The sequence below is a fragment of the Natrinema versiforme JCM 10478 genome, from assembly GCF_000337195.1.
Classification (GTDB): domain Archaea; phylum Halobacteriota; class Halobacteria; order Halobacteriales; family Natrialbaceae; genus Natrinema; species Natrinema versiforme.
The window spans coordinates 1-24,374 of sequence record NZ_AOID01000005.1; the positions used below are offsets into that span (position 1 = coordinate 1).

The 24,374-nt window shown below is 66.0% G+C and carries 30 protein-coding genes; 17 read left to right on the forward strand and 13 right to left on the reverse strand.

The genetic code is table 11. The features are described 5' to 3' along the window. Positions 1 to 963 (forward strand): MBL fold metallo-hydrolase (locus C489_RS00825; protein ID WP_006429186.1); only part of this gene is annotated, 963 nt, incomplete at its 5' end. A gap of 14 nt (positions 964 to 977) precedes the next feature. Here C489_RS00825 and C489_RS00830 read toward each other — a convergent pair. Further along, a complete protein-coding gene (locus C489_RS00830) occupies positions 978 to 1,310 on the reverse strand; it encodes a 2Fe-2S iron-sulfur cluster-binding protein (protein ID WP_006429187.1) in 333 nt (110 codons plus the stop codon). 189 nt (positions 1,311 to 1,499) lie between these two features. Between C489_RS00830 and C489_RS00835 the strand changes: the two genes are divergently transcribed. Further along, complete coding sequence (locus C489_RS00835) at positions 1,500 to 2,906, forward strand: geranylgeranyl reductase family protein (protein ID WP_006429188.1); 1,407 nt, start codon at positions 1,500 to 1,502, stop codon at positions 2,904 to 2,906. 271 nt (positions 2,907 to 3,177) lie between these two features. On the opposite strand, the gene C489_RS00840 is transcribed toward C489_RS00835, so the two are convergent. Together C489_RS00840 and C489_RS00845 are read right to left on the reverse strand one after the other, a co-directional pair. After that, positions 3,178 to 4,461 carry an amidohydrolase gene (locus C489_RS00840; RefSeq protein ID WP_006429189.1) on the reverse strand — a complete coding sequence of 428 codons (1,284 nt, stop codon included), beginning with the start codon at positions 4,459 to 4,461 and terminating at the stop codon, positions 3,178 to 3,180. 95 nt (positions 4,462 to 4,556) lie between these two features. Continuing rightward, positions 4,557 to 4,892 carry an uS10/mL48 family ribosomal protein gene (locus tag C489_RS00845; RefSeq protein ID WP_006429190.1) on the reverse strand — a complete coding sequence of 112 codons (336 nt, stop codon included), beginning with the start codon at positions 4,890 to 4,892 and terminating at the stop codon, positions 4,557 to 4,559. Positions 4,893 to 5,079: 187 nt separating this feature from the next. Here C489_RS00845 and C489_RS00850 point away from each other — a divergent pair, with 187 nt between their 5' ends. Beyond that, positions 5,080 to 5,520, forward strand: coding sequence for a bis(5'-nucleosyl)-tetraphosphatase (locus C489_RS00850; protein WP_006429191.1), 441 nt, complete (start codon positions 5,080 to 5,082; stop codon positions 5,518 to 5,520). Between the two features lie 178 nt (positions 5,521 to 5,698). Further along, positions 5,699 to 6,751, forward strand: coding sequence for a DUF5787 family protein (locus tag C489_RS00855; protein ID WP_049890477.1), 1,053 nt, complete (start codon positions 5,699 to 5,701; stop codon positions 6,749 to 6,751). A 33-nt stretch (positions 6,752 to 6,784) separates the two neighbouring features. Here the strand turns inward: C489_RS00855 and C489_RS00860 are convergent, their stop codons facing one another. After that, positions 6,785 to 7,294, reverse strand: a complete 510-nt coding sequence (locus tag C489_RS00860; RefSeq protein ID WP_006429193.1) for a DUF5797 family protein — start codon at positions 7,292 to 7,294, stop codon at positions 6,785 to 6,787. A gap of 159 nt (positions 7,295 to 7,453) precedes the next feature. Next, complete coding sequence (locus C489_RS00865) at positions 7,454 to 8,743, reverse strand: MFS transporter (RefSeq protein WP_049890478.1); 1,290 nt, start codon at positions 8,741 to 8,743, stop codon at positions 7,454 to 7,456. 115 nt (positions 8,744 to 8,858) lie between these two features. Between C489_RS00865 and C489_RS00870 the strand changes: the two genes are divergently transcribed. The 3 genes from C489_RS00870 to C489_RS00880 all read left to right on the forward strand — a co-directional run bounded on the left by C489_RS00870 (position 8,859) and on the right by C489_RS00880 (position 9,978). Continuing rightward, a complete protein-coding gene (locus C489_RS00870; RefSeq protein ID WP_006429195.1) occupies positions 8,859 to 9,113 on the forward strand; it encodes a DUF5789 family protein in 255 nt (84 codons plus the stop codon). An 84-nt stretch (positions 9,114 to 9,197) separates the two neighbouring features. Then, entirely contained in the window at positions 9,198 to 9,506 is a 309-nt protein-coding gene (locus C489_RS00875; RefSeq protein ID WP_006429196.1) for a transcription factor S, read from the forward strand. Positions 9,507 to 9,765: 259 nt separating this feature from the next. Further along, positions 9,766 to 9,978, forward strand: coding sequence for a hypothetical protein (locus tag C489_RS00880; RefSeq protein WP_006429197.1), 213 nt, complete (start codon positions 9,766 to 9,768; stop codon positions 9,976 to 9,978). Positions 9,979 to 10,300: 322 nt separating this feature from the next. Here C489_RS00880 and C489_RS00890 read toward each other — a convergent pair whose 3' ends face one another. Together C489_RS00890 and C489_RS00895 are read right to left on the reverse strand one after the other, a co-directional pair. Continuing rightward, a complete protein-coding gene (locus tag C489_RS00890) occupies positions 10,301 to 11,092 on the reverse strand; it encodes a methyltransferase domain-containing protein (protein WP_006429199.1) in 792 nt (263 codons plus the stop codon). Further along, positions 11,089 to 11,484 carry a nascent polypeptide-associated complex protein gene (locus C489_RS00895; RefSeq protein WP_049890480.1) on the reverse strand — a complete coding sequence of 132 codons (396 nt, stop codon included), beginning with the start codon at positions 11,482 to 11,484 and terminating at the stop codon, positions 11,089 to 11,091. The genes C489_RS00890 and C489_RS00895 overlap by 4 nt, the downstream gene beginning before the upstream one ends. A gap of 132 nt (positions 11,485 to 11,616) precedes the next feature. Here C489_RS00895 and C489_RS00900 point away from each other — a divergent pair, with 132 nt between their 5' ends. Beyond that, positions 11,617 to 12,255, forward strand: a complete 639-nt coding sequence (locus C489_RS00900; protein WP_006429201.1) for an HD domain-containing protein — start codon at positions 11,617 to 11,619, stop codon at positions 12,253 to 12,255. Positions 12,256 to 12,296: 41 nt separating this feature from the next. On the opposite strand, the gene C489_RS00905 is transcribed toward C489_RS00900, so the two are convergent. After that, complete coding sequence (locus C489_RS00905) at positions 12,297 to 12,785, reverse strand: PUA domain-containing protein (RefSeq protein ID WP_006429202.1); 489 nt, start codon at positions 12,783 to 12,785, stop codon at positions 12,297 to 12,299. 190 nt (positions 12,786 to 12,975) lie between these two features. Between C489_RS00905 and C489_RS22005 the strand changes: the two genes are divergently transcribed. After that, positions 12,976 to 13,143: a hypothetical protein gene (locus tag C489_RS22005; protein ID WP_006429203.1), complete on the forward strand. Its 168-nt coding sequence runs from the start codon at positions 12,976 to 12,978 to the stop codon at positions 13,141 to 13,143. Positions 13,144 to 13,211: 68 nt separating this feature from the next. On the opposite strand, the gene C489_RS00910 is transcribed toward C489_RS22005, so the two are convergent. Both C489_RS00910 and C489_RS00915 read right to left on the reverse strand, forming a co-directional pair. Then, the gene (locus C489_RS00910; RefSeq protein ID WP_006429204.1) at positions 13,212 to 13,709 is read right to left on the reverse strand and encodes a LabA-like NYN domain-containing protein; all 498 of its coding nucleotides are present in this window, start codon (positions 13,707 to 13,709) and stop codon (positions 13,212 to 13,214) included. A 69-nt stretch (positions 13,710 to 13,778) separates the two neighbouring features. Next, a complete protein-coding gene (locus tag C489_RS00915; protein WP_006429205.1) occupies positions 13,779 to 14,603 on the reverse strand; it encodes a M48 family metallopeptidase in 825 nt (274 codons plus the stop codon). A 353-nt stretch (positions 14,604 to 14,956) separates the two neighbouring features. Here C489_RS00915 and dapA point away from each other — a divergent pair, with 353 nt between their 5' ends. The 8 genes from dapA to C489_RS00955 all read left to right on the forward strand — a co-directional run bounded on the left by dapA (position 14,957) and on the right by C489_RS00955 (position 21,741). Beyond that, a complete protein-coding gene (gene dapA, locus C489_RS00920) occupies positions 14,957 to 15,883 on the forward strand; it encodes a 4-hydroxy-tetrahydrodipicolinate synthase (protein ID WP_049890481.1) in 927 nt (308 codons plus the stop codon). After that, a complete protein-coding gene (dapB, locus tag C489_RS00925; RefSeq protein ID WP_006429207.1) occupies positions 15,880 to 16,647 on the forward strand; it encodes a 4-hydroxy-tetrahydrodipicolinate reductase in 768 nt (255 codons plus the stop codon). Before dapA ends, dapB begins: the two co-directional genes overlap by 4 nt. Next, the gene (locus tag C489_RS00930) at positions 16,644 to 17,480 is read left to right on the forward strand and encodes a 2,3,4,5-tetrahydropyridine-2,6-dicarboxylate N-succinyltransferase (protein WP_006429208.1); all 837 of its coding nucleotides are present in this window, start codon (positions 16,644 to 16,646) and stop codon (positions 17,478 to 17,480) included. Before dapB ends, C489_RS00930 begins: the two co-directional genes overlap by 4 nt. Positions 17,481 to 17,634: 154 nt before the next feature. After that, complete coding sequence (locus C489_RS00935; RefSeq protein ID WP_006429209.1) at positions 17,635 to 17,886, forward strand: AbrB/MazE/SpoVT family DNA-binding domain-containing protein; 252 nt, start codon at positions 17,635 to 17,637, stop codon at positions 17,884 to 17,886. A 6-nt stretch (positions 17,887 to 17,892) separates the two neighbouring features. Continuing rightward, the gene (locus tag C489_RS00940) at positions 17,893 to 18,273 is read left to right on the forward strand and encodes a type II toxin-antitoxin system VapC family toxin (protein WP_006429210.1); all 381 of its coding nucleotides are present in this window, start codon (positions 17,893 to 17,895) and stop codon (positions 18,271 to 18,273) included. 45 nt (positions 18,274 to 18,318) lie between these two features. Next, entirely contained in the window at positions 18,319 to 19,728 is a 1,410-nt protein-coding gene (gene lysA, locus C489_RS00945) for a diaminopimelate decarboxylase (protein WP_006429211.1), read from the forward strand. Between the two features lie 4 nt (positions 19,729 to 19,732). Further along, positions 19,733 to 20,563, forward strand: coding sequence for a diaminopimelate epimerase (dapF, locus tag C489_RS00950; RefSeq protein WP_006429212.1), 831 nt, complete (start codon positions 19,733 to 19,735; stop codon positions 20,561 to 20,563). After that, positions 20,560 to 21,741, forward strand: coding sequence for a M20 family metallopeptidase (locus tag C489_RS00955; RefSeq protein ID WP_006429213.1), 1,182 nt, complete (start codon positions 20,560 to 20,562; stop codon positions 21,739 to 21,741). The genes dapF and C489_RS00955 overlap by 4 nt, the downstream gene beginning before the upstream one ends. Positions 21,742 to 21,856: 115 nt before the next feature. Here the strand turns inward: C489_RS00955 and C489_RS00960 are convergent, their stop codons facing one another. From C489_RS00960 to purB, 3 genes are all read right to left on the reverse strand, one after another. After that, positions 21,857 to 22,273, reverse strand: coding sequence for an EamA family transporter (locus C489_RS00960; RefSeq protein WP_006429214.1), 417 nt, complete (start codon positions 22,271 to 22,273; stop codon positions 21,857 to 21,859). Next, on the reverse strand, positions 22,273 to 22,695 hold the full coding sequence (locus C489_RS00965) for an EamA family transporter (RefSeq protein ID WP_006429215.1): 423 nt from the start codon (positions 22,693 to 22,695) through the stop codon (positions 22,273 to 22,275). Before C489_RS00965 ends, C489_RS00960 begins: the two co-directional genes overlap by 1 nt. A 130-nt stretch (positions 22,696 to 22,825) precedes the next feature. Next, complete coding sequence (gene purB / locus C489_RS00970; RefSeq protein WP_006429216.1) at positions 22,826 to 24,211, reverse strand: adenylosuccinate lyase; 1,386 nt, start codon at positions 24,209 to 24,211, stop codon at positions 22,826 to 22,828. Positions 24,212 to 24,374: the final 163 nt, after the last annotated feature.

Here is a 24,374-nt window from a genome sequence, read left to right on the forward strand (position 1 = left end):
CGCTCAGAGATGTGTATAAGAGACAGCCTCCGGGATGCGGGCATCGAGGCGCGCAACCTCGCCGGCGGCATGGACGCGTGGGCGGAGCTGTACACGGCCCGCGAACTCGAGCTCGACGCGCCCGCGACGGTCCTGCAGTACGACCGCCCCTCGAGCGGCTGTCTCGCCTCCCTGCTCGTCAGCGGCGGCGAGGCCGCGGTGATCGACCCACTGCGGGCGTTCGTAGACCGGTACGAAGCTGACGCTGCCGACCGGGATGCGACGATCGAGTACGCCATCGACACCCACGTCCACGCCGACCACGTCAGCGGCGTCCGCGACCTCGCGTCGCGGGCCGACGCCGAGGCGGTCGTCCCCGACGGTGCTCGCGAGCGCGGGCTCGCGTTCGACGCTACGACCGTCGGTGACGCCGCGGAACGCAGTTCCGCGAGCCCTGCTTCGCACGCTCAGCAGGACGGAGACGAAATCCGAATCGGCGACGCGACGCTGACCGTTCTGGCGACGCCGGGTCACACGACTGAATCCGTCTCGTTTCGCCTCGAGGGCGACGACGCCCAACTCCTGTTCACCGGCGACACACTGTTTCTCGAGGGCGTCGGCCGGCCGGACCTCGAGCGCGGTACCGAGGACGCGGCCGCAGCTGCGCGGCGACTGTACGAGACGCTTCAGCATCGAATTCTCGAGCAGTCGAGCGACACGATAATCGCGCCGGGCCACTACAGCGACGCCGCCGAGCCGCGAGCAGACGGGACCTATACCGCACGACTCGCGACCCTACGCGACCAGCTCGAAGCGCTCTCGATGGACGAAAAAGAGTTCGTCGAGTACGCCACGAGCGACCTCCCGCCGCGGCCGGCAAACGACGAGCGGATCGTGGCCGTCAACCTCGGACGCGAAGACATCGACGAGGAGACGGCCTTCGAACTCGAACTGGGACCGAACAACTGCGCGGTCGCTGACTGACAGCGGCGACCGTCTCAGTCGTCCGCGACCGCGCCGTCGTTCGTCCCGTCTGCGAGGTCGCCCTCGATGCTCGGCGGGTACTTGCCGCGGTCGAGTTTCAGATCGGATTGGGGTCGCGCCATACAGGTCAGCGCGTAGTTTTCGGCCTCCTGCTCGGTGAGTCCGCGCGCGGCGGGCTGGGTGACCTCGCCCTCGACGATCTCGGCGGAACACGCCAGACACATCCCGACTCGGCAGGAGTACTCCTGAGCGATTCCCTCCTCGAGACACCGACTCAGGATCGTCTCCTTGTCGGTACAGGTGATGGTCTCACCCGTCCCGACGAACTCGATGGTGTACGAAGTCATACGGCCCGATACGGACGACCTCACTAAAACTCTTTATCTAGCCGCGGGAAACCAGTTCGCTGGTTCCGCGAGACGGCGTCGCGGTTCGTCTGCCGACTTCTCGACCGGCCCCGGTATCTGATTTCACCCTTGACTGTCCGACGAATCGACTATAAAACGTTTTCTTACCGCGGTGTCCACAGTAGTGGTATGAGTACGCAGGAACAGTCGGCCGCCGCCACGACGACGGGAACGCAGTCGCCGGACGCAGTCGTCGTCGGAGCGGGCACCGCAGGGTGCTACGCCGCAGCGACCATCGCGCGGGAGGGGTATGACGTCGTCATCCTCGAGCGGAAAGACGAGGAGGAGGCGGGTCATATCGCCTGTGGCGACGCGCTGAAGGGTGCCGACGCCTTCCCCGAGGCGATCCCGAAGTCAAAACTCGAGCCGGCCTTTACCAACACGGGCGTCGACCACGGCCGTTTCGAGATCCCCCAGGAGGACACCGTCCTCGAGATTCCGGTCCCCGGCGAACTCGCCGTCATCGACCGCTGGGAGTACGGCCGGCGGATCATCGACGGCGCGGGCGACGCCGGCGTCGACTTCCACTACGATACCGTCGTGAAGAACGTCATCCAGAACGACGACGGCCGCGTCACGGGCGTCGAAGCCATCCGGAAGGGCGACCCCCTCGAGTACGAGGCCGATATCGTCATCGACGCGGCGGGCTCGCTGTCCGTGCTGCAGGACAACGTCGACTTCTCGGAGTCGACGTTCGACACCAACGTCGACTACAGCCACTTCTGTTCGGCATACCGCGAGATCGTCGAGGTCGAGGAGCCGGTCGAGTGGGACGACGCGCTCGTCTTCAAGCCGACCGAGCGCGCCGCGGGCTATCTGTGGTACTTCCCCCGGACCGACACCGAGATCAACGCCGGCTTGGGCTTCCAGATGACCGAGGAGCCGATGCAACTCGTCGACGACCTCAAACGCGACCTCGAGAACCGACCCGAGTTCGACGGTGCCGAGGTCGAGGACAAACTCGGCGCGGCACTGCCCACCCGGCGGCCCTACGATTCGGCCGTCCACCCGGGCTACATGGCCATCGGCGACGCCGCGGGCCACGTCAACCCCACCACCGGCGGCGGCATCGCCGGCGCTGCCTACGGCGGTAAGTACGCCGCCGAGCGAGCCATCGAGGCCCTCGAGACCGGCGACTTCAGCGAGGCCACCCTCTGGGAGTACAACGAGAAGGTGATGGACCACTTCGGCGCGCGCTACGCCGCCCTGGATGTCTACAACATCCTCTCCACGGCCGTCGACGTCGACGACCTGATGGGCCTGCTCGCCGCGATGCCCGGCGACAAACTCGCCGAAGCCCTCTACTCCGGCAGCGCCGACATCGGGCTCAAACTCAAACTCGAGTCCCTGATCAAGAGCCGCGGCCACTGGGGTACCATTTGGAACCTCTACCAGACCAAGCGCCGCGCCGACGAACTCCTCGCTCACTACGAGAACTACCCGACCAGCCCCGAGGGCCTCGCCGGCTGGCAGGCCCGCCGCGACGACCTCATGGAGAAGGTCTACGAGACGACTGGCGCGGACCCCAAATACTAGCAACGAAATTTTGCTCTGCGCTCTGGCGAGACGACGCCAGCATCGCTGGCGCACGTCTCGCCGACGCTCGGCAAAATTTCGATCAAAAGCACTCCTCATTCCTCTCTGCTCGTTTCACTCGCTTCGAGTCATTCGTCGGCCCGCTCGCTCTCTTCGGTCGCTCGCGGCGGATTTCGTGAACTGCCTGCCCTTCCCCGAGTCGCGGGCTCCTCGCGATGCTCGGAGCCCGCTCCCGGCCACTCCCGCTCGAGAGTAGCGTCGAAACTATCGATCAGGAGCGTTGACGGCTGATCTCCTCTATCGAGCCCGCGAGCACGTCGATTCCGTGGCCGATGCTGTCTTCGTCGACGTCGAACGTCGCGGTGTGGTGGCCGCCGGGGTGGTCGGTCCCGACGCCGACGTAGCAGGCGTGTCCGCCGTTTTCCTGCACCGCGCGCATGAGGAAGGTTGCATCCTCGCTACCCCCGAGTTCGTCGCGCTCGAGGACCCGCTCGACGCCCCCCGTGTTGCTTGCGATGTCGGCGACGATCGAGACGAGTGCCTCGTCGCTGGTCGCGCTCGGTGCCTCCGCGCCGGTTTCGATGTCGACCTCGCAATCGTGCATCCGCGCGGCGCTCCGGAGGACCTGCCGGGTTCGCCCCTTCATGTACTCCATGAGGTCGGTCGTCTCGCCGCGGACTTCGGCGACGATTCTGGCCTCGTCCGGAATGACGTTCGCGGCGCTGCCACCCTCGACGACGCCCGCGTTGACCCGTGTCTTGCCGTCGTTGTGCCGGGGAATGCCGTAGAGATTCTGGACAGCAGTCGCCATCGCTTGGACGGCGTTTCGCCCCTGTTCGGGGTGACCGCCCGCGTGTGCTGACTCGCCTGTGAACTCGGCCTCGAGGTGTGAGACTGCGAGAAAGCCGTCGATGCCGGCGACGATTTCCCCGGTCGGGTGATCGAGCCCGATGTGGACCGCGAGCAGGGCGTCGAGGTCCCGAACGTGCTCGCTTTCGGCCATCGACTTGCCGCCGCCGACGACCTCCTCGGCGGGTTGGAAGAATACCTTCAGCGTCCCAGAAAAGTCATCGCTGGCGGCGATCCGCTCCGCGACGCCGACGCCGATCGTCGCGTGGGCGTCGTGGCCGCAGGCGTGCATCGCGCCCTCGTGGTCGGAGCGAAAGCCCGCCGCGGCGGGCGTGTGGGTCGGGTCGTCGGACTCCCGTCGCGGGAGCGCGTCGATATCGACGCGCAGGCCGACGGTCGGCCCCTCGCCGCGCTCGAGGACGGCGACCGCACCCGTGTACCCGCCCTCGAGTCGCTCGAGCACGTCCGGGTCGACGCCGGCGTCCCGCGCCCGTTCGTACCAGTGGGTAAGCTGTGCGTCCTCGGGGACCGCCATCCGGTGGTCGCCCGCGATGGCCTCGGGGCCGACGTGGAGGGCGTCGAGGTTGTCGCCCAGTCGGGACTCGAGTTCGTCGACAATTCGCGCGGTGGTGTAGAATTCCCTCCACGCGGGCTCGGGCTTTCGGTGAAGATCTCGACGGAGTGAAACGAGGTCGTCCGCGGTCATATCCTGTCCTCGTCGGGAACGGTAAAAAGTGCTACCGACGCTCACACGTCGAGAGGAGAGGGACTCCGGCTGTGTCAGTAGGACTCGAGGCTCGTTTAGTTTCCGCGGCCCGCGCCGTGGATCTGTTCGACTTCGGCCTCGATGTGGACCGAATCCGGAAAGCTCTGTGAGGCGATGTTGCGCGCGAGGCTGTCGTGGCCGTGAATCTCGAGTTCGCGGGTGAAAACAGTGTACTCCCAGGTGGAGAACTGCCGATCGTCGTCGGCGTGGAGCCGACAGCGTTGCGGGACCGAGTGCTTCTCGGGCGGGTGGGAGTGGGGTCCTTTCAGCGCTGCGCCCTTCCGTTCCGCGTTGGCTTTGATGTCCTCGACGATACCATCGAGCGCGGCGCGATCGCCGCTCTGGAGGGTGAGACGGGTGACGAAGGTCATGGCTGGTACTGTCGCATACGTCGTCGGGCGGCGCGTAAAAACTTGCTGAGACGCACCGATCACCGGCGCGAACGGTGACCGACTGCAGTCGATCGGCCGCCGCCCGCGTGAAAATCGCGTCCGGAATCAGTGTCCGTTGGACGAACAGTCCGATATTCTCTTAACGTCCCACCTATTAGCTCACTTAATGGCAGTCGAAGCTACGAGCGCAGGCGCGATCCTCTTCCGCGATACGCGGGGCCGGCGCGAGTATCTTCTACTCAAGAGCCGCCCAGGCGATTGGGAGTTCCCCAAGGGCGGTGTCGAAGGAGATGAAGAGCTACAGCAGACGGCGATCCGCGAAGTAACGGAAGAGGCAGGTATCGAGCAGTTCCGACTACTCGACGGCTTTCGCAAGGACTACGACTACGTCTTCGAGGCGAACGGCAAGACGATCCACAAGACCGTCCACCTGTTCGTCGCGAAGTCCTTCGAAGCGAGTGCGGAACTATCAAACGAACATCGCGACCTCCAGTGGCGCGATTACGAACAGGCGATCAACACCGTCACGCAGGACGGCCCTCGAGAGATCCTCGAGGACGCCCACGAGTTTCTCGACGAACTCGAGGAGGAGGAGGACGAAGAGTAAGACACGCGACGGCCGTCGCCGCCGGTTGATTTCCACTGCGAGGAACCAACTACGTCTCGACAGACGGGACCGCGGTTCGTCCCGGACACCCGGCCAAGAGCGGTGCTGCCGTCGATCGCGAGCCGCGATCGCCGATCGATCGAGTAGCGCTTTTGCGCTCGTGGTTCAAACTCTCGGTGTGGCCTCTCACACTGCCGAGTTCGGGTTCGAGCTCCGGACCTGCCGCTGGGCCGAGCTCGCGTGGCCGCCGGGAGCGGAATCCGAAAGCGACGGCACCGCGATCGTCGTCGCCCGCCAACTCGGCACCAAGCGCCGACGCTGGGACACTATCGTCCTCGAGTGCGACCTCGAGGCCCTCCGGCAGCGAGCGAACTTCGGTCTCGACCGGCTCGATAGCGATTTACTCCACGTCGTCCGGAACGCCCCGGCGGAGTGGACGTACTATCGCGACGCGCTCCCCCATCCGGGCTACCCGTGGCGGTACGTCCGCGAGGCGATCCACCGCGCCGACGACCGCGGAATCCTCGAGACCAGAAAAAACGGCAACCGGATCGAGATCCGGCGCACGTGGGCCTATCCCGACTGGGTCGAGCGGATCGTCGCCATCGAGAACAAACCGGATCTCGACGCCAGCGCTGCCCGCGCGCTCGGCTCGCAACTCGAGTACGACGTCGCGATGGGGTTGGCCGACGAGGTCTGGGTCGCGACCGAGGAAACGGGCGAGCGCGTCGATCCCGCGCTCTTCGAGGATCTGCCGGTCGCTGCGGGGATCCTCGCGCTCGACCCAGAATCACTGACGGCCGACGTGTCGTGGTACCCGCGCTCGCTCGCGGTCGACGAGCCCGGCACCCGCATCCTCGAGCGGCCCGACGGCGGGCACCGAGACGACTCCGCCGCCCGGTTCGAGTACGTCGATCCGGCGACCAAAGCCGCAAAACGGCTCGCGATCGCCGAACGCGCCTACGAGCGCGGCTGGCGCTCGTTCGTCGACACGATGCGCCCCGACTGCCGGCACTTCGAACTGCGCGCTCGAGACCCACAGCAGGCGCTGCCGTACTGCGCCGCCAAGGGTCGCTGTCAGACGGCCGCCGAGTGTTCGGGTTCCTGTTCCGACTTCGAACCCGAGCCGCCGGTCTGGCGCACCCGCGGCTGGCCGATCGAGGGCGGGCCCGGAAAACGATCGCAGCGGATTCTCGAGGAGCGCCGCCGGCGACGGCGACCGGGGCTGTAGCTCGATCCTCGTGCTCGAGTCTCAGTGTCCGTCTCAGTCGGCGTCGGAGACGGAGACCTCGAGGTCGTCGCGCTCGACGGTCAGTCGGAACGTCGGCACGGTCCGGTACTCGACCTCAACGACGCCCTTGCGGCGCAGGCTCTGGAGGCCCGAGCGGACGTCCTCCGCCTCCGGATCGATATCGTATTCGTCCCGGAGACTGTGGAGCACCGACACCACGCTCTCGGAGCGCTCCTCGGGTCCGGCGAGCACCGCGACGATCCGGGCCTGTAACTCGGGGACGCGGATCTTCGACGGGACGCCGTCGTCCTCGGGGTCGCTTTCGATTCCCGGCTCGACGTCGACCAGATCGGCCGCCTCCGCGGTCGCTCGGATCAGGCTGTTGTCGTCCCGAAAGTAGTAGTCCCCGAGTTCGTTCTCGAGGTACTGGTGGACCTCGCTGCCGCTTTCCATCCCCCATCGGTCCTGCAGCTCGGAATTCTTCGTCGGCTGTAGCTCCACTACGTCCGCCAACCGGTCCGTGGCCTCCTCCGAGAGCGTCATCGTGGAACCGTATGCGTATCCGGTACTTTTGCGTTGCGTCCCGTCAGTTTCGTGGTCAGTCACGCCGAGCCGCCTGAACGCCTCCGATGAGCCGTCTCTCGCGGGACGACTCGGATGGCGAGCAAGGATCGAACGGACCGGCTGACCGATCAGTTCGAATCAATCGCTTCCGACGACCGGTACCGGGGCCGTCGCCTCGAGCGTCTCTTCGACCTGCGTATATACCAAAATCAGTCCGAGCGCCGCGAGCGCGCTCCCGAAGACGAAGGGTGCCTCGAAGCCGAATCTGATCAGCAGGCCCGAGGACAGCGGGCCGGCGGCGATCCCGTAGCCGAAGGCCATCGTGAGCACCGACAACTTCGAGCCGGATTCGCCCTCGCCGGCGAGGTCGCCCGCGAGCGCCAGCGACGGCGCGAACACCATCGCGGCCGCGACGCCCTGGAACAGCCGGGCGACGAACATCAGCACGGAGGAGAACAGAAAGCCCTGCGCGAGCGTCGTCGGGATCAGCAACACCATCCCGGTGACGATGAACGGCCGCCGGCCGTACCGGTCGCAGGCCCGCCCGATCGGCGTCTGGAGCACGACCTGCGCGATGATAAACGCCGCGAACTGCAGGCCGAACCAGGTCGCGCCCTGCTCGAGGCGGGCGTTGACCTGCGGCTGGATGGTCGAAAACAGCGCGATCGCGGTCGCCATGAAAAACGACGCGACACCGAGCGTGAAGATCGGATCGAGCAGGTTGGGCCCCGACCGATCGAGGATCGGAATCGAGAGGTCAGCGCCGGCGTTTGCGGCCGCCGAATCCGAATCGGAGACCAGGATGGTCACGAGCACGTAGCTGATCGTGGCAGTGATCGCCGCGGTGTAGAAGGCGGCATCGAATCCGGTGATCGTCACGCCGATCGGGAGCGCGTACGGGCCGAGACTGACGACCGCGCCGGCCAGCGCCGGGCCGGCACCGAAGCCGACCAGTCGGAACGTGTTGTAGACGCCCATGTTCCCGCCGCGATTGCCGGTCGTCGCGAGTTCGTTGACGAGCGCGATCGAGGCCGGAATGATGAAGGACACGCTGACGCCCTGTAGTCCGCGGATGACCAGCAGCGAGACGTACGTCTCCGCGAAGACGTACGCGAGGTTCGTCAGCGCGAGGCCGGCGAGGCCGACCAGAATGAACGGCTTTCGCCGACCCAACCGGTCGGACAGGCGGCCGGTGAACGGCTGAAAACTGCTGTTGAGAAAGCCAAAGAGCGAGAGGATCAGTCCGATGATCATCGACTCCCCGAGGCCGAACGCCGTTCCGCTCACCACGCCGCTGCTCACGTACAGCGGGATGACGATGATCAGAAACGAGTTCCCGATCCCGTCCGCCATCCGGGCCCCCGCCAGCGCGAGCACCCGTCGGTCCACGGCGAAGGGCGCGATAATCCGATCCACGAGTCTCCGCATCGACTTTTCCTGCGTGACCCCGTCCGATTATAGTTTCGAATCGAAATGTTACCATGCCTGAGCGTCCGCCTCAGCAGGGCGGAGCTACAAGCCCGTCGCCCGCGTTCGTTCGGCCATGGCCGATGTCAAACTCAGCCGGGTCGAGAACGTCTTCGCGAACCTCGAGTACCCCGTCACGAACGAGCAAGCTGCGACCGAATTCGAAGACACCACGCTCCTCCTCGCCGACGGCCAGCGTAACCTGGGCGCGCTCATCGAACAGAGCGGCAGCGACCGCTTCGAGTCGGCCGACGACCTCGAGTCGGAACTGCACAACGTCCTCCCGCGGGAGGCCGTCGGCGAGCCGTACCAGTCGGAGGGAGAGGGATAAGCGCCCCGCGACGGTCGGAGGGCGACCGATCAACGATCCTAAACGGGTCCCTTAAGTCGCTCGACCCCCGTAGCCCGGACAACGATGGAATTCTGCGACGAATGCGGTTCGATGATGAAAGCCGAGGACGGCATCTGGGAGTGCGGTAGCTGCGGGTACACGGAACCGAAAGGCGACGCCGACCAGTACGTCATCACCGACGACCAAGAAATCGGGGAGGTCATCGAGTCCTCCGGCGAAACGTCGCTGCCCGAAACCGACGCCCGCTGTCCCGAGTGCGGCAACGACCGCGCCCACTGGTACATGCAACAGATCCGCGCGGCCGACGAGTCCGAGACTCGCTTCTTCATCTGTACCGAATGCGAGCACAAGTGGCGCGAGGACGACAACTAACGAAATTTTGCTCTGCGGTCTATCGCGAGCGAGGCACTGAGCGCCTCGCTCGCGCTGTCCCTCGGCAAAATTTCGATCAAAAGCACTCCTCCTTCCCCGCCAGCCGCGCAACGCGCGGCTTCTGGGTCAGTCGTCGGCCCGCTCGCTCGGCCTCTGGCCTCGCTCGCGGTACACCGGGACGGACGTTCCACAGAGTGGGATCACAACAATGAGATGATAACCGTGGCAGTAATATAAACACTCTAATAATACTCATTCAATGGCGGACGACGGGCCAGTCGAGAACTGGACGGTAAGGGACAGAATAAGCCTCGTTACAAAGGTATTGACCGCTATCGGGGCCGTTCAGTACCTCGAAAACATCATTGGACAACTGCAGTTCTATCAACGTGCTACTCTCGTCGTCATCGCTGTCCTCGTTCTCGGGGAACTGCTGCAACGAACGCGACGAGTCATCGGTGCTGATGGTTGAGTCACACCGTCCCGGATACGGCGGCCGGAACGCACGGCGATATCTCGCTCGAGAATCGGATCGAACCCTACGGTGGGTGACTGACATGGGAACGACTGGTTACAGGGGCATCCGATGACGGCTGGAGAACCCCGGTTCGTTGACCGATTACGATCGCTGCTGGGTGCCCCGATCATCGCGCTGGTTCTCGTATATGTGGACTCGAGTCTCGTCGATCTCTCGTTGTTCCACATGGCCACGATTGCGCTCGTTCTCAGTGTCGGCATTCACGAGATCGCACCGCGGGTAGGAGAGATTTCGTAACCGAAACGACGCGTAGCCGCTACTCGTTGCGCGCGACCGTCAGATATCCCGTGTGACCAACGGGCGCAGTCGTCGGCCGCGAGCCCCGCTCGTCGAACTGCATCTCGCGCTGGATCGTCTCTCGAGTCGTCACGTCCGCCAAGCCCACTTCGCGGGCCGTCTCCGCGACTGCTCGAGTCGACTCGATGAACGGACTGTAGACCGCGACGAAGCCGCCGTCGACGAGCAGGTCGGGCGCGTGCTCGACCATCGCGGGCGCGTCGGCCGTATCGAGGGTGAGCACGTCGAACGACGAGGGCTCGAGGGCGTCGATCTCTTCGGTCACGTCGCCGGTTCGGATGTCGACGTTGTCCTCGACGCCGCCGAGCGCCATGTTCTCGCGGGCGACGTCGGCGAAGTCGGCGTCCTGCTCGTAGGTCACGACCGACGCGCCGGCCCGGGCCATCATCGCCGCGAGCACGCCCGTTCCGGTGCCGGCATCGAGCACGCGGTCGCCGCGGGCGATACCCGTCTCGCCGATCACGAGGCCGATATCGCGGGGCACCATCGGTGCGCCCGTCCGCTCGAAGTGATGAAAGAGGTCCGGGCCGCGCAGTCGGCGCACCTGAAACTCGTCGCCTAGATGCGTCTCGAGGGTGTCGCCCGACTCCACGTCTTCGGGGACCTCGAGGACGCCGAGGTCGGTCCCCTGTTCGCCGCCGGGTTGGACGAGGTACTCGCGGTCGCCGCGGACGAGCAGGACCGGCACGCCGTCGCTGTCGGCGTCGGCCGCGTCTTCGTCCGTGCCGTCTGAGCCGCTCACGCGGGTCACTCGAGGGTCTCGATCGCCGCGGCGAGGTCGCCGTCGTTGTCCTCGAGTGCCGCACGGGCATCGTCCTCGCTGACGCCGGCTCGCGTGGCGACGAGTTCGACATCGTCGTCGGGAATCGACGGGCCGGCATCGCTGCCGGCGTCGGCGTCGGAACCGCCGGCGCTTGCGCCGGCCGATCCCGATTCGACCTCTTCGGGCGAGCCGATGACCTGATAGGTCTCCTGCCCGCGGGCGTCCATCTTGGTGACCTCGGCGTCGTCGAACACGAGGTCGAACTCGTCGGTCCGAATGATGACTTCCTCGGCGTCGATGTCCTCGACGTCGATGCCCATCTGTTCCATCATCTGTTCCATCTTGCGCGGGTTGAGTCCGCCGCCGCCTCCTCCAAACATACTCGCCACGTCGCCACGGGCGACCTTTTACTTTGTTGTTCAGCCGAACCGGCGCGGGCTCCGGCACCCGAATTCGATCGCGGGAGCCGACGATCGACGTTTTCAATCGGCGCTGGCCCGTGGTGGTGCGTAATGACCGACGCAATCGACGCCCTGCTCGAGGCACTCGAGCTGAAAGACGAGCGCCGGACGGGGTGGGTGCTCCGCGGGATCGAGTCGCCGGAATCGGTCGCCGCCCACACGTGGGGGACGGCCACGCTGTGTCTGCTGTACGCCGACCGAGCCGAGGGGGACGTCGACCGCGACCGCGCGGTGTCGATGGCGCTCGTCCACGATCTCGGCGAAGCGCGCACGGGGGACATCGCGACGCGAGCGGACGACGACACACAACGGGTCTCCGGCGAGGAAAAGGTGGCCCTCGAGCGAGCGGCCGTCACCGACCTCTTTGCTCCGTTCGAAAGTGGGAACGGAGATCGGGACCGCGATCGCGACCTCGAGTCCCTCTGGGAGGAGTACGAGGCTCGCGAGACGCCAACCGCGCAGTTCGTCAAGGACATGGACCTGCTCGACAACTGCCTGCAGGCGCTCAAATACGAGCGCGGGGATCGGTACGACGAAACGGAACCGAACGACGCCTTCTCGCAGTACGAGAACCTCGACGAGTTCTTCGCGACGGCCGCACCGCGGGTCCGAACCGCGATCGGCGAAACCCTGTTCGCGGAAATCAAAGCGCGCTACGAACAGGAGATCGGCCGCGAGTGTCAGTTATAGCAGCCGCATTGGTCGCTTGCGACCGCCTTTGACGGTCTCTGTTAGTCGTCCGCGGGCGCGCCCTCGCGGACGCTCACCGCCATCCCCGTCTCGAAGTCCCGAATCGCGCCGGCGTCGAGCCGCGCCGTCCCGACCGCGAGCAACTCGCCGCGCTCGTGGACGACCAGCACCTCGTCGCCCGGCCGGATCTCGTCGCCCACCTCGAGGACGAACTTCGTGAAGACGTTCTTCTCGTCGCGGACGAACGGTTCGCTCTCGTCGTCGACGACGACGCGGTAGGCGGGCTCGGCGAGGGCCGCCTCGAGTCGGCGGCCGCCCTCGAGGCCGAGGGTGAACCGGCCGTCGACGCCGAAGGAGACGATGCGGCTCCCGTCGGCGTGGACCTGTTGGGGGCGTCCCGAGGAGGTGCGTTTGACCGTCAGCGACTCGTCGGACGGGAACAGCGCCGCGCCCGCGCCCGAACCGAACTGGTAGTCCGCGATCGTCCGGAGCTGGGGCAGGCCCGCGCTCCCGTCTGCTGGCTCGCTCATTGGCCGGGATTCGGCGGGGCGGGTCGAAAGCCCTTCGACCTGACCGCGTGTCGGTCGTCGCGGCTCTCCGCGACGCAAGGTGGTTCCGTCGGCGGGAAACGAACGTTGTGCTGCCCGCTCCCAACACTCAACAAACAGACCTGATCGAAATGGTGAACGTTATAATAATCGATTCGGTACTACCGCCAGCATGGACGTCACGCAAATCGGCCTCGGGGTCGCCCTGCTCGTCATCGGCACCCTGACGCTCGCCGGTCCGGCCGCGCTCGTTACGGGGCCGTTCGTCTATCTCTTGACCGGTTCAATCCTGCTCGTCTCGGGGTACGCGCTGTTGGTCGGACTCTGGCAGTGTCGCTAGTCGAACTACCGTCCCCCTCTCGTTTTCGCCCGCCGGACAGAACTTCCAGGGCTCCGAATCTCCCGCTCTCAGAGCAGGAACGTCTCGTGTCGATCGCCGAGATCGAGGAACGAGTCGGCCGCGGCGATCAACTCTTCGGCTGTCGAGGACTCGAAGGCCATCACTTCGACGCGAACTCCCTCGTGGCGCAGGTGAGAACAGAGCCGCGAGAAGTCGCCGTCGCCCGTACAGAGGACGACCGTGTCGACGTGGTTCGCCAGCGTCACCGCGTCGAGGCTCATCCCGACGTCCCAGTCGGCCTTTTTGGTGCCGTCGGAGAAGGTCTTGATATCCTTGATCTTCGGCTCGAAGCCGATGTCGATCAACGCCTCGAAGAAACTCTCCTCCTCGGGCGAATCCGCGCGGATGACGTACGCGATGGCGCGCGTGAGCTGGCGGTCTTGGACGGCCTTCTCGAGCAGCGCGGAATAGTCGATATTCCGGCTGTGAAGACTCTGTGCGGTATGGTACAGGTTCTGGGCGTCGACGAGAACGGCGACGCGCTGACCGGGATGAATCTCAGTCACGTGGTATACTGTCGCGGGCCAGCATAAAAATCGCGGCGTTCGGTCGTCGCGTCGACCCGTCGGTCGCTCTCAGTTTCGAAGCTTCTGAATGCGTTTTTCCGTCGGCGGGTGGGTCGCGAACAGCTTCGAGAGCAAACTCTTGTCGGCGTTGAAGATACACAGCGCGTTCACGCTGTCTTGGACCTGCGCCTCGCGTCCCTGCGAGCCCTGCGAGATCTTCTCGAGTGCGCGGGCGAGCGGGTCGCCGCTGCCGATGTACTGGCGGGCGTCCTCGTCGGCGACGTACTCGCGGTACCGCGAGATGGCCAGCACGAAGACCATGACGAGCATTTGTGCGATGTTCGAGATGATCATGCCGACGAAGATACTGCCGATGTTGCGCTCGCCGCCCATCATGTAGACCATGTAGGCGACCCAGCCGACCATCATCGAGATGGAACTCCCGAAGACCATCGCGAGGACGTCCCGGTTCTTGATGTGTGCGAGTTCGTGCGCGATCACGCCCTCGAGTTCGTCACGCTGGAGGAGTCGGATGAGTTCGGTCGAGACGACGACGACGCCCTTGCCCTTGCGACCGGTCGCGAAGGCGTTGGGGACGCCCATGTCCATGACCATCAGTTTGGGCTTTTTGATACCCATATCGCGGCACAGCGAGTCGGTCATGTGATGGATCTCCTGGTACTGCCCGTCTTCGGGCATCGGTTCGGCCTTTCTGGTCGCCGACCACGTCCCAATCTTGTACTGGATGGCCGGCAAGACGAGGAGCCCGACCAGAACGAGCGGCCACGCGCCCATCCCGAACATCGCCAGCCCGAAGGCTCCGACGAGCATGTAGAACGCGAACAGGATCGAGCCGACGATCGCCATTCGCACTTTCAGTCCGAAATCTGTCATAGATACCGGTAAGTAACGCTCGGGGATAAATTACGCGGAGTTGTATGTGAGATGCCGAACAGCACAGGGGTGCGGTCCGGTCAAAGACACAACGAATAAGTCGGATCAACCCCGTTGAGCGTATATGCGCCACGTCGCTCCATCGACCGACGGTCCCGTCGTGAGCGGCGTCTGCCCTCGTTTTATCAAACGTAAACGCGCGTGAGTGTGCTCGCGGCGGGCTGGCACCCCGTCCCGGGGACGTTTCGACCGCGCACGGACTTCCACCGACCACGACAGACAGCCGCCGATCGAAACCGATACACCCTACCGATCGGCGGCCGAGACACGACCCACGACACCACACCCAACACATGAGTTCACCTATCGACCTTTCGGGCGTCTTCCCGGCGATGTGTACGCCCTTCGACGAGGACGAACGGATCGATTTCGAAACGCTGCAGACCGACGCCCAGCGCCTCGAGGCCGCGGGCGTCGACGGGCTCGTCCCCGTCGGCTCGACCGGCGAATCGGCGACCCTGACCCACGACGAGCACGTCCGCGTCGTCGAGGCAGTCATCGAGGCCGTCGACGACGTGCCCGTCATCGCGGGCACCGGATCGAACAACACGCGCGAGGCGCTCGAGCTCTCCGAACGCGCCGCCGAAGCGGGCGCGGACGGCCTGTTGCTCATCTCGCCGTACTACAACAAGCCCGAACAGCGCGGGCTGATCGAACATTACCGGACGATCGCGGACGCCGTCGACCTCCCGCAAATCGTCTATAACGTCCCCTCGCGGACGGGTCGGAATATCGAACCCGACACCGTCGTCGAACTCGCGAGCCACGAGAACATTGCGGGGTTCAAGGCCGCAAGCGGCGACCTCGGACAGATCGGTGAGATCGCCGAGCGCACGACCGACGAGGACTTCGCCGTCCTCTCGGGCGATGACGCGCTCACCCTGCCGACCATCTCGGTCGGCGGCACCGGGACGATCAGCGTCGCCGCGAACATCGAACCCGAGCGGACCTGCGCGATGGTCGGCGCGGCACTCGACGGCGACTACGAGCGCGCACAGGACCTTCACCACGAACTCGGGCCACTGTTCCGCGGGCTCTTCGTCGAGACCAACCCGATTCCGGTCAAGGAAGCCATGCAGATCCGCGGCTATGGCCCCGCTCGCATGCGTTCGCCGCTCTCTCGGCTAGCCGACGAGTACCGCGACGACCTCGAGGCGGTGCTCGCCGACCTCGAGCGCGACACGACGGAAGTCGCCGACGCGGCGGAGGGCGATCGATGACGGTCCGGCTCGGCGTCACCGGCGCGACCGGCCGCATGGGCCGTGAGGTTCTGAGCGCCGCGACGGGCCGCGAGGACTGTGAGGTCGTCTTCGCCGTCAACCGCGAGCCCGACGGCGAGAGCGTCGAGGGCGTCGATGTCGAGTCCGCGGGCGAGTTCGAGTCGCTGGTCGCCGACCGCGAGCCGACCGCCGTGATCGACTTTACCGGCCCCGAGTCGGCCGCCGACTACGCGCGGGCCTGTGCCGCCGCCGGCGTCGCGTTCGTCACCGGGACGACCGGGTTCGACGACGACCAGTACGAGGCCCTCGAAGACGCCAGCGAGGACATCGCCGTCCTCCATGCACCGAACTTCGCGCGCGGCGTCCAGGCACTGGTCAACGTCGTCGGGGACGCAGTTCAGGACTTACCCGGCTACGACGTGGAACTCGTCGAGACCCACCACAACGGCAAGCGCGACGCCCCGAGCGGCACCGCGAATCGCCTGCTCGAGGAGATCGAAGCCAACGGCGAGTTCACCGAGCGCACGCACGGCCGCGAGGGCGAGGCCCCCCGCGAGGCGGGCGAGATCGGCGTTCACGCACTTCGGGCGGGCAACATCACCGGCGAACACGAAATCGTCCTCGCGGGTAACCACGAGGAAGTTCGACTCACCCACCGCGCGGAGGACCGCGGCGTGTTCGCCGCGGGCGCGGTCGACGCGGCGGTCTGGATCGCTGGACAAAAGGCAGGCTGGTACGACTTCGCAGACGTGATCAGCGAATGAGCGCACTCGAGAGCGAGATCGGCGAGCTGTGGGACCGCAAACAGAACGGCGACGTCAGCTCCGAGACCGCTGGCGAAGACGAATACGCGACCCTCGAGGCCTTTCTCGACGCGCTCGAGGACGGCGAGGTCCGCGCCGCCGAGAAACAGGGCGACGAGTGGGAGGCAAATGAGTGGGTCAAACAGGGCATCCTGCTCAACTTCGGGCTCCGCGAGATCCAGCAGTACGACCACGGCGGCACCACGTACAACGACGTGCTTCCGCTCGCGGACTCGAGCGCGTACGGCGACCGCGGGAGCCGCAACACGCCGGACGGCACGGTCGTCCGCCGCGGCGCGAACATCGGCTCGGACTGCATCCTGATGAGCCCCGCCTTCGTCAACATCGGCGCTCGGGTCGGCGACGGCACCCTCGTCGACTCCTGCGATACGGTGGGCTCCTGTGCACAGATCGGCGACAACGTCAAACTCGGCGCGAACACGCTCATCGGCGGCGTCTTAGAGCCCGTCGAGAACGCGCCAGTCATCGTCGAGGACAACGTCTCGCTGGGCGCTGGCTGCCGGGTCACCAGCGGCTTCGTCGTCGGCGAGAACAGCGTCGTCGGCGAGAATACGCTGCTGACGCCGCGCATTCCGGTTTACGACCTCGTCGAGGATGAAGTCCTCTACGGCGAACTGCCCGCTGACCGGCGCGCCTTTACCCGGTTCGTCGAGTCCTCGATCAGCGACCACGACCTCTTCGACGGCGGGGCCTACAAGCCCGCCGTCGTCGCGACGGATCTGGAGACGGAGACGCTCGAGGCGACCGAACGCGAAGACGCCCTTCGCGAATAGACGCTCTTTCGGACGACTTTCTTACGACGACAGTGGGACACACCACTCGACAGTGGCCGACACAGCCGCGGGTCCGTCTCCGAGCGATGTCCACTGGGGAAGAGAATACAGACCGTGGGAGGTTTTTTCACTGTTCCCCCGATAGAGAACTGTAATGAGCAAACGGGCAGAGGCCGACGACCGGGGTCGAATCGTTATTCCCCACGAGATCCGTGAGCGACACGGCGACCGGTACCGGGTCGTCGAACTCGACGATCGGGTCGAACTGATCCCGCTGAACGACGATCCGATCGAGGGGCTTCGTGATGCCGTCGGCGATGCCTTCGATGGCACGTCGATCGACGAGATCAAACGAGAGGCACGCGAGGGCGCTCGAGACGACGCGATGGACGACACGAGCACGTAGGTTCCGATGATCTACGCCGACACCGACTTCTTCATCGCATTAGTGAAAGACGACGACTGGCTGCAGGATCGGGCGGTCGAGATCGCACTCGAGAACGAGGGAGAGATCTACACGTCACGTGCCACGTTGCTTGAACTGCTCGTGATCTCCGATCGGTTCGAGTTCGATCGAATGGAAGCACTCACCTACGCGCTCGAGATCGCGTCGGTCCCCGAAGACGAAACCGTCCTGTTTCAGGCGGCGGACTACATGGAGCAGGCGGGACTCACTGCCTTCGATGCGTACCACGTCGCCTACGCCGACGAGGACCCGATCGTTTCGTCGGACAAATCGATCGGCGAGGTGACGGCCGATCGGATCGCGATCGAAGAACGGGAATCGGAGTAGCGGAGAACCCAAACCTTGAATTCTCACGGTCACGTGGACCTGACAATGACTGACGCTGCGGATTCGCTGCCCGTTCGCCGCCTCTCCGACTGGGACGCGGCCGAACTCCAGGGACTCGCTGAGGAGTACGGTTCGCCGCTGTACGTCCTCGATCTCGAGCGCGTCCGACAGAATTACCGGCGGCTCGAGGCCGCCTTTCCCGAGGCCGACATCCTCTATGCGGTGAAGGCGAACGCGCTGGGCGACGTGCTCTCGACGCTTCGCGAGGCGGGCGCGGGCCTCGAGTGTGCCTCCGCGGGGGAAGTACAGCGGGCGCTCGAGGCGGGCGCGTCCGGGTCCGAAATTCACTACACGGCGGTCAACCCGCCCGCTCGCGATCTCGACTGGATCGTCGACGCGTGGGCCGAGCACCCGGACCTGACGGTCACCGCCGGCTCCGAGGACACGATCGAGCGGCTGGCTGACCGCGGCTACGATGGGCGACTCTGTCTGCGCGTGAATCCGGGGATCGGTGCCGGCCACCACGAGAAGGTCAAGACCGGCGCAGCCGCGAAGTTCGGCGTCCCGGCCGAGCGCGCCGTCGACGTACTCACTGATGCCGCCGCCCGCGGTTTCGATGTCGTCGGGATCCACGCCCACGTCGGCTCCGGCGTCTCGAGCGACCAACTCGACGCCCACCGGGAGTTCGTCGCGCGGATGGGGGATCTTGCTCGAGAGGTGAGCGAGGCGCTCCGCGCCTCGGATGGCCAAACGGGGAGCGAAGCGACCCGTGCGGCGGCCGATGCCGTCGGCGGCCTCGAGTTCGTCGACGTCGGCGGCGGCTTCGGGGTACCGTACCGCGAGGACGAGGAGCCCCTTGACCTCGAGTCGGTCGCGGACGCCACGCGCGACGCGCTGGGCGAGATCGACGCCGAACTGACGATCGAACCCGGCCGCTACTTCGTCGCGGACGCGGGCGTGCTGCTGACCGAAGTGAACACCGTCAAGGACGCCCGCGAGACGACCGTCGCCGGCGTCGACGCGGGGATGACGACGCTGATCCGGCCCGCGATGTACGACGCCTCTCACCCGATTCGAAACCTGACCGCTGACGCGGCGGCAACGGTCTCGAGCGGCGGCGACGACGGCCGTGAGACGGTTCCCCAGACCGTCGCCGGCCCGATCTGCGAGAGCGGCGACGTTTTCTGTACCGACCGTGAACTACCAGTAAGCAAACGTGGGGATATCCTCGCGATCGGCAACGCGGGGGCCTACGGCTACGAGATGGCGAACCAGTACAACTCTCGACCCCGACCCGCGTCCGTCGTCCTCGCGGACGGCGACGTTCGGCTCGCCCGTCGCCGCGAGACTGTCGACGACGTGACGCGGCCGGAGCGCGAGGCGCGGCGGGCCTCAAACGTAGACCGAAAGAACGACCACGAGCGAGCGAGCGACACCGACAACGATCAACGATAGCACGATGACTGTCCCATTCCAGAAGTACCACGGCACCGGCAACGACTTTCTCATCATCCACGCGGACGAACACGTCCCCGATCGGGGGGCACTCGCCGAACGCGAGTGCGACCGGACCGACGGCGTCGGTGCCGACGGGGTCCTCTTTCTCGCCCTCGAGGACAAATTCGATCCGCCACGCGTCGTGATGACGCTGTTCCAGCCCGACGGCGCGACGGCACCCATGTGCGGCAACGGCGCTCGATGTGCCGCCGAGTGGGCGATGGCTCGGACCGGCACCGACAGCGTGATGATCGATACGCAGGCGGGCACCCTGCGCGCCGAACGCGACGGCGACGAGGTCGTCATCGAGATGACCGACCTGACGTTCGACCCCGACGAGGTCCCCGTCGACGCCGACGCACCCGTCCTGAACGAGGAGATCGAGGGCCTCGAGGTCTCGATGGTCAACACCGGCGTCCCCCACGCCGTGAGCTTCGTCGACGATGTCGATGATGTCGACCTCGAGGAAGTAGCCCCGCCAGTACGCTACGCCGACGCCTTCCCGAACGGGACGAACGTCTGCGTGGCCAGCCCCGACGGGAACGGCGGCTTCCGCCAGCGAACCTACGAGCGCGGCGTTGAGGGCGAAACCGACTCCTGTGGCACCGGCGCGGTCGCCATCGCCGTCGCGGCCCGCCGCCTCGGCCTCACCGACGCCGATCCGGTTGATGTCCACCCGCCGGGTGGCCATCTCCGGATCAGCTTTAACGAGCGCGGCCGCCCGACCCTCGCCGGCCCCGTCGAACACGAGTTTGACGGCGAGGTAGCCGTCAAGTCGCCGGTCGAGCCGTGACGGACACCGATTCCGCCGGCGGGGCCGCGAGCGACGCTTCGTTCGACCCGATCGCGTTCCTCGAGACCGCTGTCCAGCACCCGTCCCACGAGGACGTTGGTCCGATGCGGGAGTTCCTCTGTGAGACGCTCGAGGCCCGCGGCCTCGAGCCCCGGGTCGACGACGCCGGGAACGTGCTGGCGAGTCGCGGGCTTCCGGCGAGCGATGCCGAGACCCACGTCGTCTTGAACACGCACATCGACACCGTCTCGCCGCACGTCCCATACGAGCGCGACGACGGTTGTGGCGATGCGGCTGACGCCGTCGATTCCGACAGCGGCGTCATCCGCGGCCGCGGTTCCTGCGACGCCAAAGGACCGCTCGCGGCTCTGCTCTCGGCCTTTTTCGCGGTCGAACCGACCGACAGCCGGGTCACGCTCGCGATCACCCCCGACGAGGAGGTGCTCTCGACGGGTGCCTACGCGCTGGTCGAGGGCGACGACTCGCCCACGCGCGACGCGGACGCGGTGATCGTCGGCGAACCCACCGATCTGGACGTCTGTACGGCCGCGAAGGGGCGGTTTCAGGGAATGATCCACCTCTCCGGTGCCAACGCCCACGCCGCCGAGCCCGAGACCGGAACCAACGCGGTCGCCGCCCTCGAGTCCGCCCTCAAGGCGGTCCGGACCTTCGGCGAGCGTGCGGACACGCCGCCGACCCACCCGCAACTCGGCGCGGCGACGCTCACCCCGACCGTCGTCGAGGGCGGCGAGGCGACCAATCAGGTGCCGGCCGACTGTGCACTGACGGTCGACCGCCGCAGTGTCCCGCCGGAGACGGCCGACGAGTTCCACGAGGCGCTAACCGCCCATCTGCGGGCCGCACTCCCCGAGGACGTGGGCCTCGAGTTCCGCTTTACCGACCGGCCGACGCCGTTTCTCGAGGCGTGGGACACCGATCCCGATGCGGCAGTTGCCCAGACGCTCGCGACCGCCAGTGGCGGCGAGATCCGTCCCTTTACCGCGGCGACCGAGGCCTCTTACTTCGCGGCCGATTCCCCGACGGTCGTCTTCGGCCCCGGCGTGCTCGCCGACGACGAGGGGGCCGTCGCGCACGCGCCGCGGGAGTACGTGCGGGTCGACGCTGTCCGCGAGGCCGCTCGAGCGCTCGAGGCGACGCTCACAAAACTAGTCGGATAACGCTAACTCGGAAGGGTTTCGACGTGCTCGACTGCACGATCGTTCGAATTTGTTGATAGCTGACCGCTACGTCACGAGAGAGGTTCGAAGACTGAGAGCGACGAACGACGGCGGGTCAAATCGACATGAGGACGATCGCCAGCACGCTCAACAGGATCGCGGCGATCTTGCGAGGAGTGACGGTTTCGTCGAAGGCCACGATGCCGGCCAGCGAACTGATGACGATAAAGAGGCCGTAGATCGGCACGACGATACTGACCGGCCCGAGCTCGAGCGCCCGGTAGTAGGTCAGCAGGCCGATGGTCAACAGCACGCCCATCGCGCCGATGTAGGGGGTGCGGGGATGGCGGAGGTACGGCCGTACCGGGAGGTCGCGATAGGCGATCACGAGGCCGATCGTCACGAACATGACGGCGTTCGAGAGGAAGACTGCCAGCGTGCTGGGGAGATCGGTCATTGCGACCGAGATCAGCGGCGCGACCAGGCTGTAGGCCAGACAGGCGACCAGCGACAGGCCCAGATACCGCCGCATCACTGCTCACCCCCGGCGGCGAGGTAGATCGCGATCGCTGCGACGACGATGCCGGCACCGCGAGTCGCGGTCAACTCTTCGCCCAGAAAGAGGATTCCGATGATCGAACTCCCGACGATGAAAAGGCCGTAGATCGGCACGACGACGCTGACCGGCCCGCGCTCGAGCGCTTGGTAGTAGGCCAGAATGCCCGAGGAGAGAAACAGCCCGGCGATGTAGACGATGCCAGCAGACGGGGTCGTCACGTCGGCGAGGCTGCCGGCGTCGGTCACGACGAGGACGACCGTCGTCAGCGCGAGGAAGACCGTCGTCGAGAGGAAGAGCGCGACCGCGGGCGGCACGTCAGACGTTACGACGCTCGTCAGCGGAGCCATCAATCCGTAGGCCACGAGGGCGACGAGCACCCACACGAGATACTCCATACCGATTCTCGGCGCAGGCCGATTAATACTGTCACGGTCTCGGAATCAGGGACCGAGACTGGCTTCCGGAAATCGGATGCTGTCGGCCAGCCCAATCGACACGTGGACGGCGGATGCAGTCGGCCGTGAGTTACTCGAGTCCGCCCACTAGATCGCTTGCGACGCCGGTGTAGCCGGCCGGGGTCAGCGCGTGGAGTTCCTCGCGGATGTCCTCGTCGACGTCGAGGTCGTCGAACATCTCGCGGAAGTCCGCGAGCGTGACGTCTTTCCCGCGGGTGACGGCCTTGACCTGCTCGTAGGCGTCTGCCTGCCCCTCGCGGCGGAGGATCGTCTGGACGGCCTCGCCGATGATCTCGGGGGTGTCCGCGAGGTCGTCGCGCATGACCTGCTCGTTGGGGACGACCTTCGAGAGCCCCGCGGCGGTCTTGCCGTAGGCGATCAGACAGTGGGCGAAGGCCCCGCCGATGTTGCGCTTGACCGTCGAGTCCGAGAGGTCCCGCTGGAGGCGGGAGGTGGTGACGTAGTCCGCGAGGAAGGTCAGGTCCGAGTTCGCCTTCGAGAGGTTACCCTCGCTGTTCTCGAAGTCGATCGGGTTGACCTTGTGGGGCATCGTCGAGGAGCCGGTTTCGCCTTCGACGGCCTCCTGTCCGAGGTAGCGGTCGGAGACGTAGAGCCACATATCCAGATCGAGATCGAGCAAGACGGTGTTGGCCCCGCGGACGGCGTCGAACAGCGCCGCCAGATCGTCACAGGGGTTGACCTGCGTCGTGAGGGGCTCGAACTCGAGGCCCAGATCCGTGACGAAGTCCCGCGCGAACGCCGGCCAGTCGACGTCGGGATAGGCCGCGACGTGGGCCGCGTAAGTGCCTGACGCGCCGCCGAGCTTGCCGCTGAGTGCGTCAGTCGCTTGCCGGATACGGCCCGTGGCCCGGCCCAGCCGCGCGGCGTAGACGGCTATCTCCTTGCCGAAGGTCGTCGGCGTGGCGGGCTGGCCGTGGGTGCGCGCGAGCATCGGGAGGTCCCGGTACTCGCGGGCCATGTCGGCGAGGGCGTCCCGTACGCCGTACAGTTCGGGCAGCAGGACCTCGTCGACCGCGTCGCGGACGAGTAGCCGGTGGGCGAGGTTGTTCACGTCCTCGCTGGTCAGCCCGAAGTGGATCCACGGCGAGGCGTCGCTGTCCTCGTCCAGCCGGTGGCGCAGGAAGTACTCGACGGCTTTGACGTCGTGGTTCGTCGCCTCGAAACCGGCGTGGCCCTCGGTCTCGAGTGTCTTGATCAGCCGGGCGTCCTCCTCGGCGAAGTGTTCGTACAGCCCGCGGAGGTGGTTGCGCTCCTCGAGGTCCATCTCGAGCGGCGTCGCCTCGAGTTCGGCGAGCGCGATCAGGTACTCGACTTCGACGCGAACGCGGGCGCGCATGAGCGCGGCCTCGCTCGCGTACGGTGACAGCGGCGCGGTCCGGCCGTCGTACCGGCCGTCCAGCGGCGAGACGGCGTACAGGGCGTCGGTCTCGGTCATGGTGCGAGTCTGTCCAGCGCGGTGCAAAAGCGTATCGAAACCCGGAGCGCTCGAGGCCACGTGCGTGCATACCTCTCTGGACAGATGAGAAAATACCGTCGTAATTATACACGATAGTGCATACATACCCTTCCGAGACCGCAACCACTTTGCCGCTCGCGGG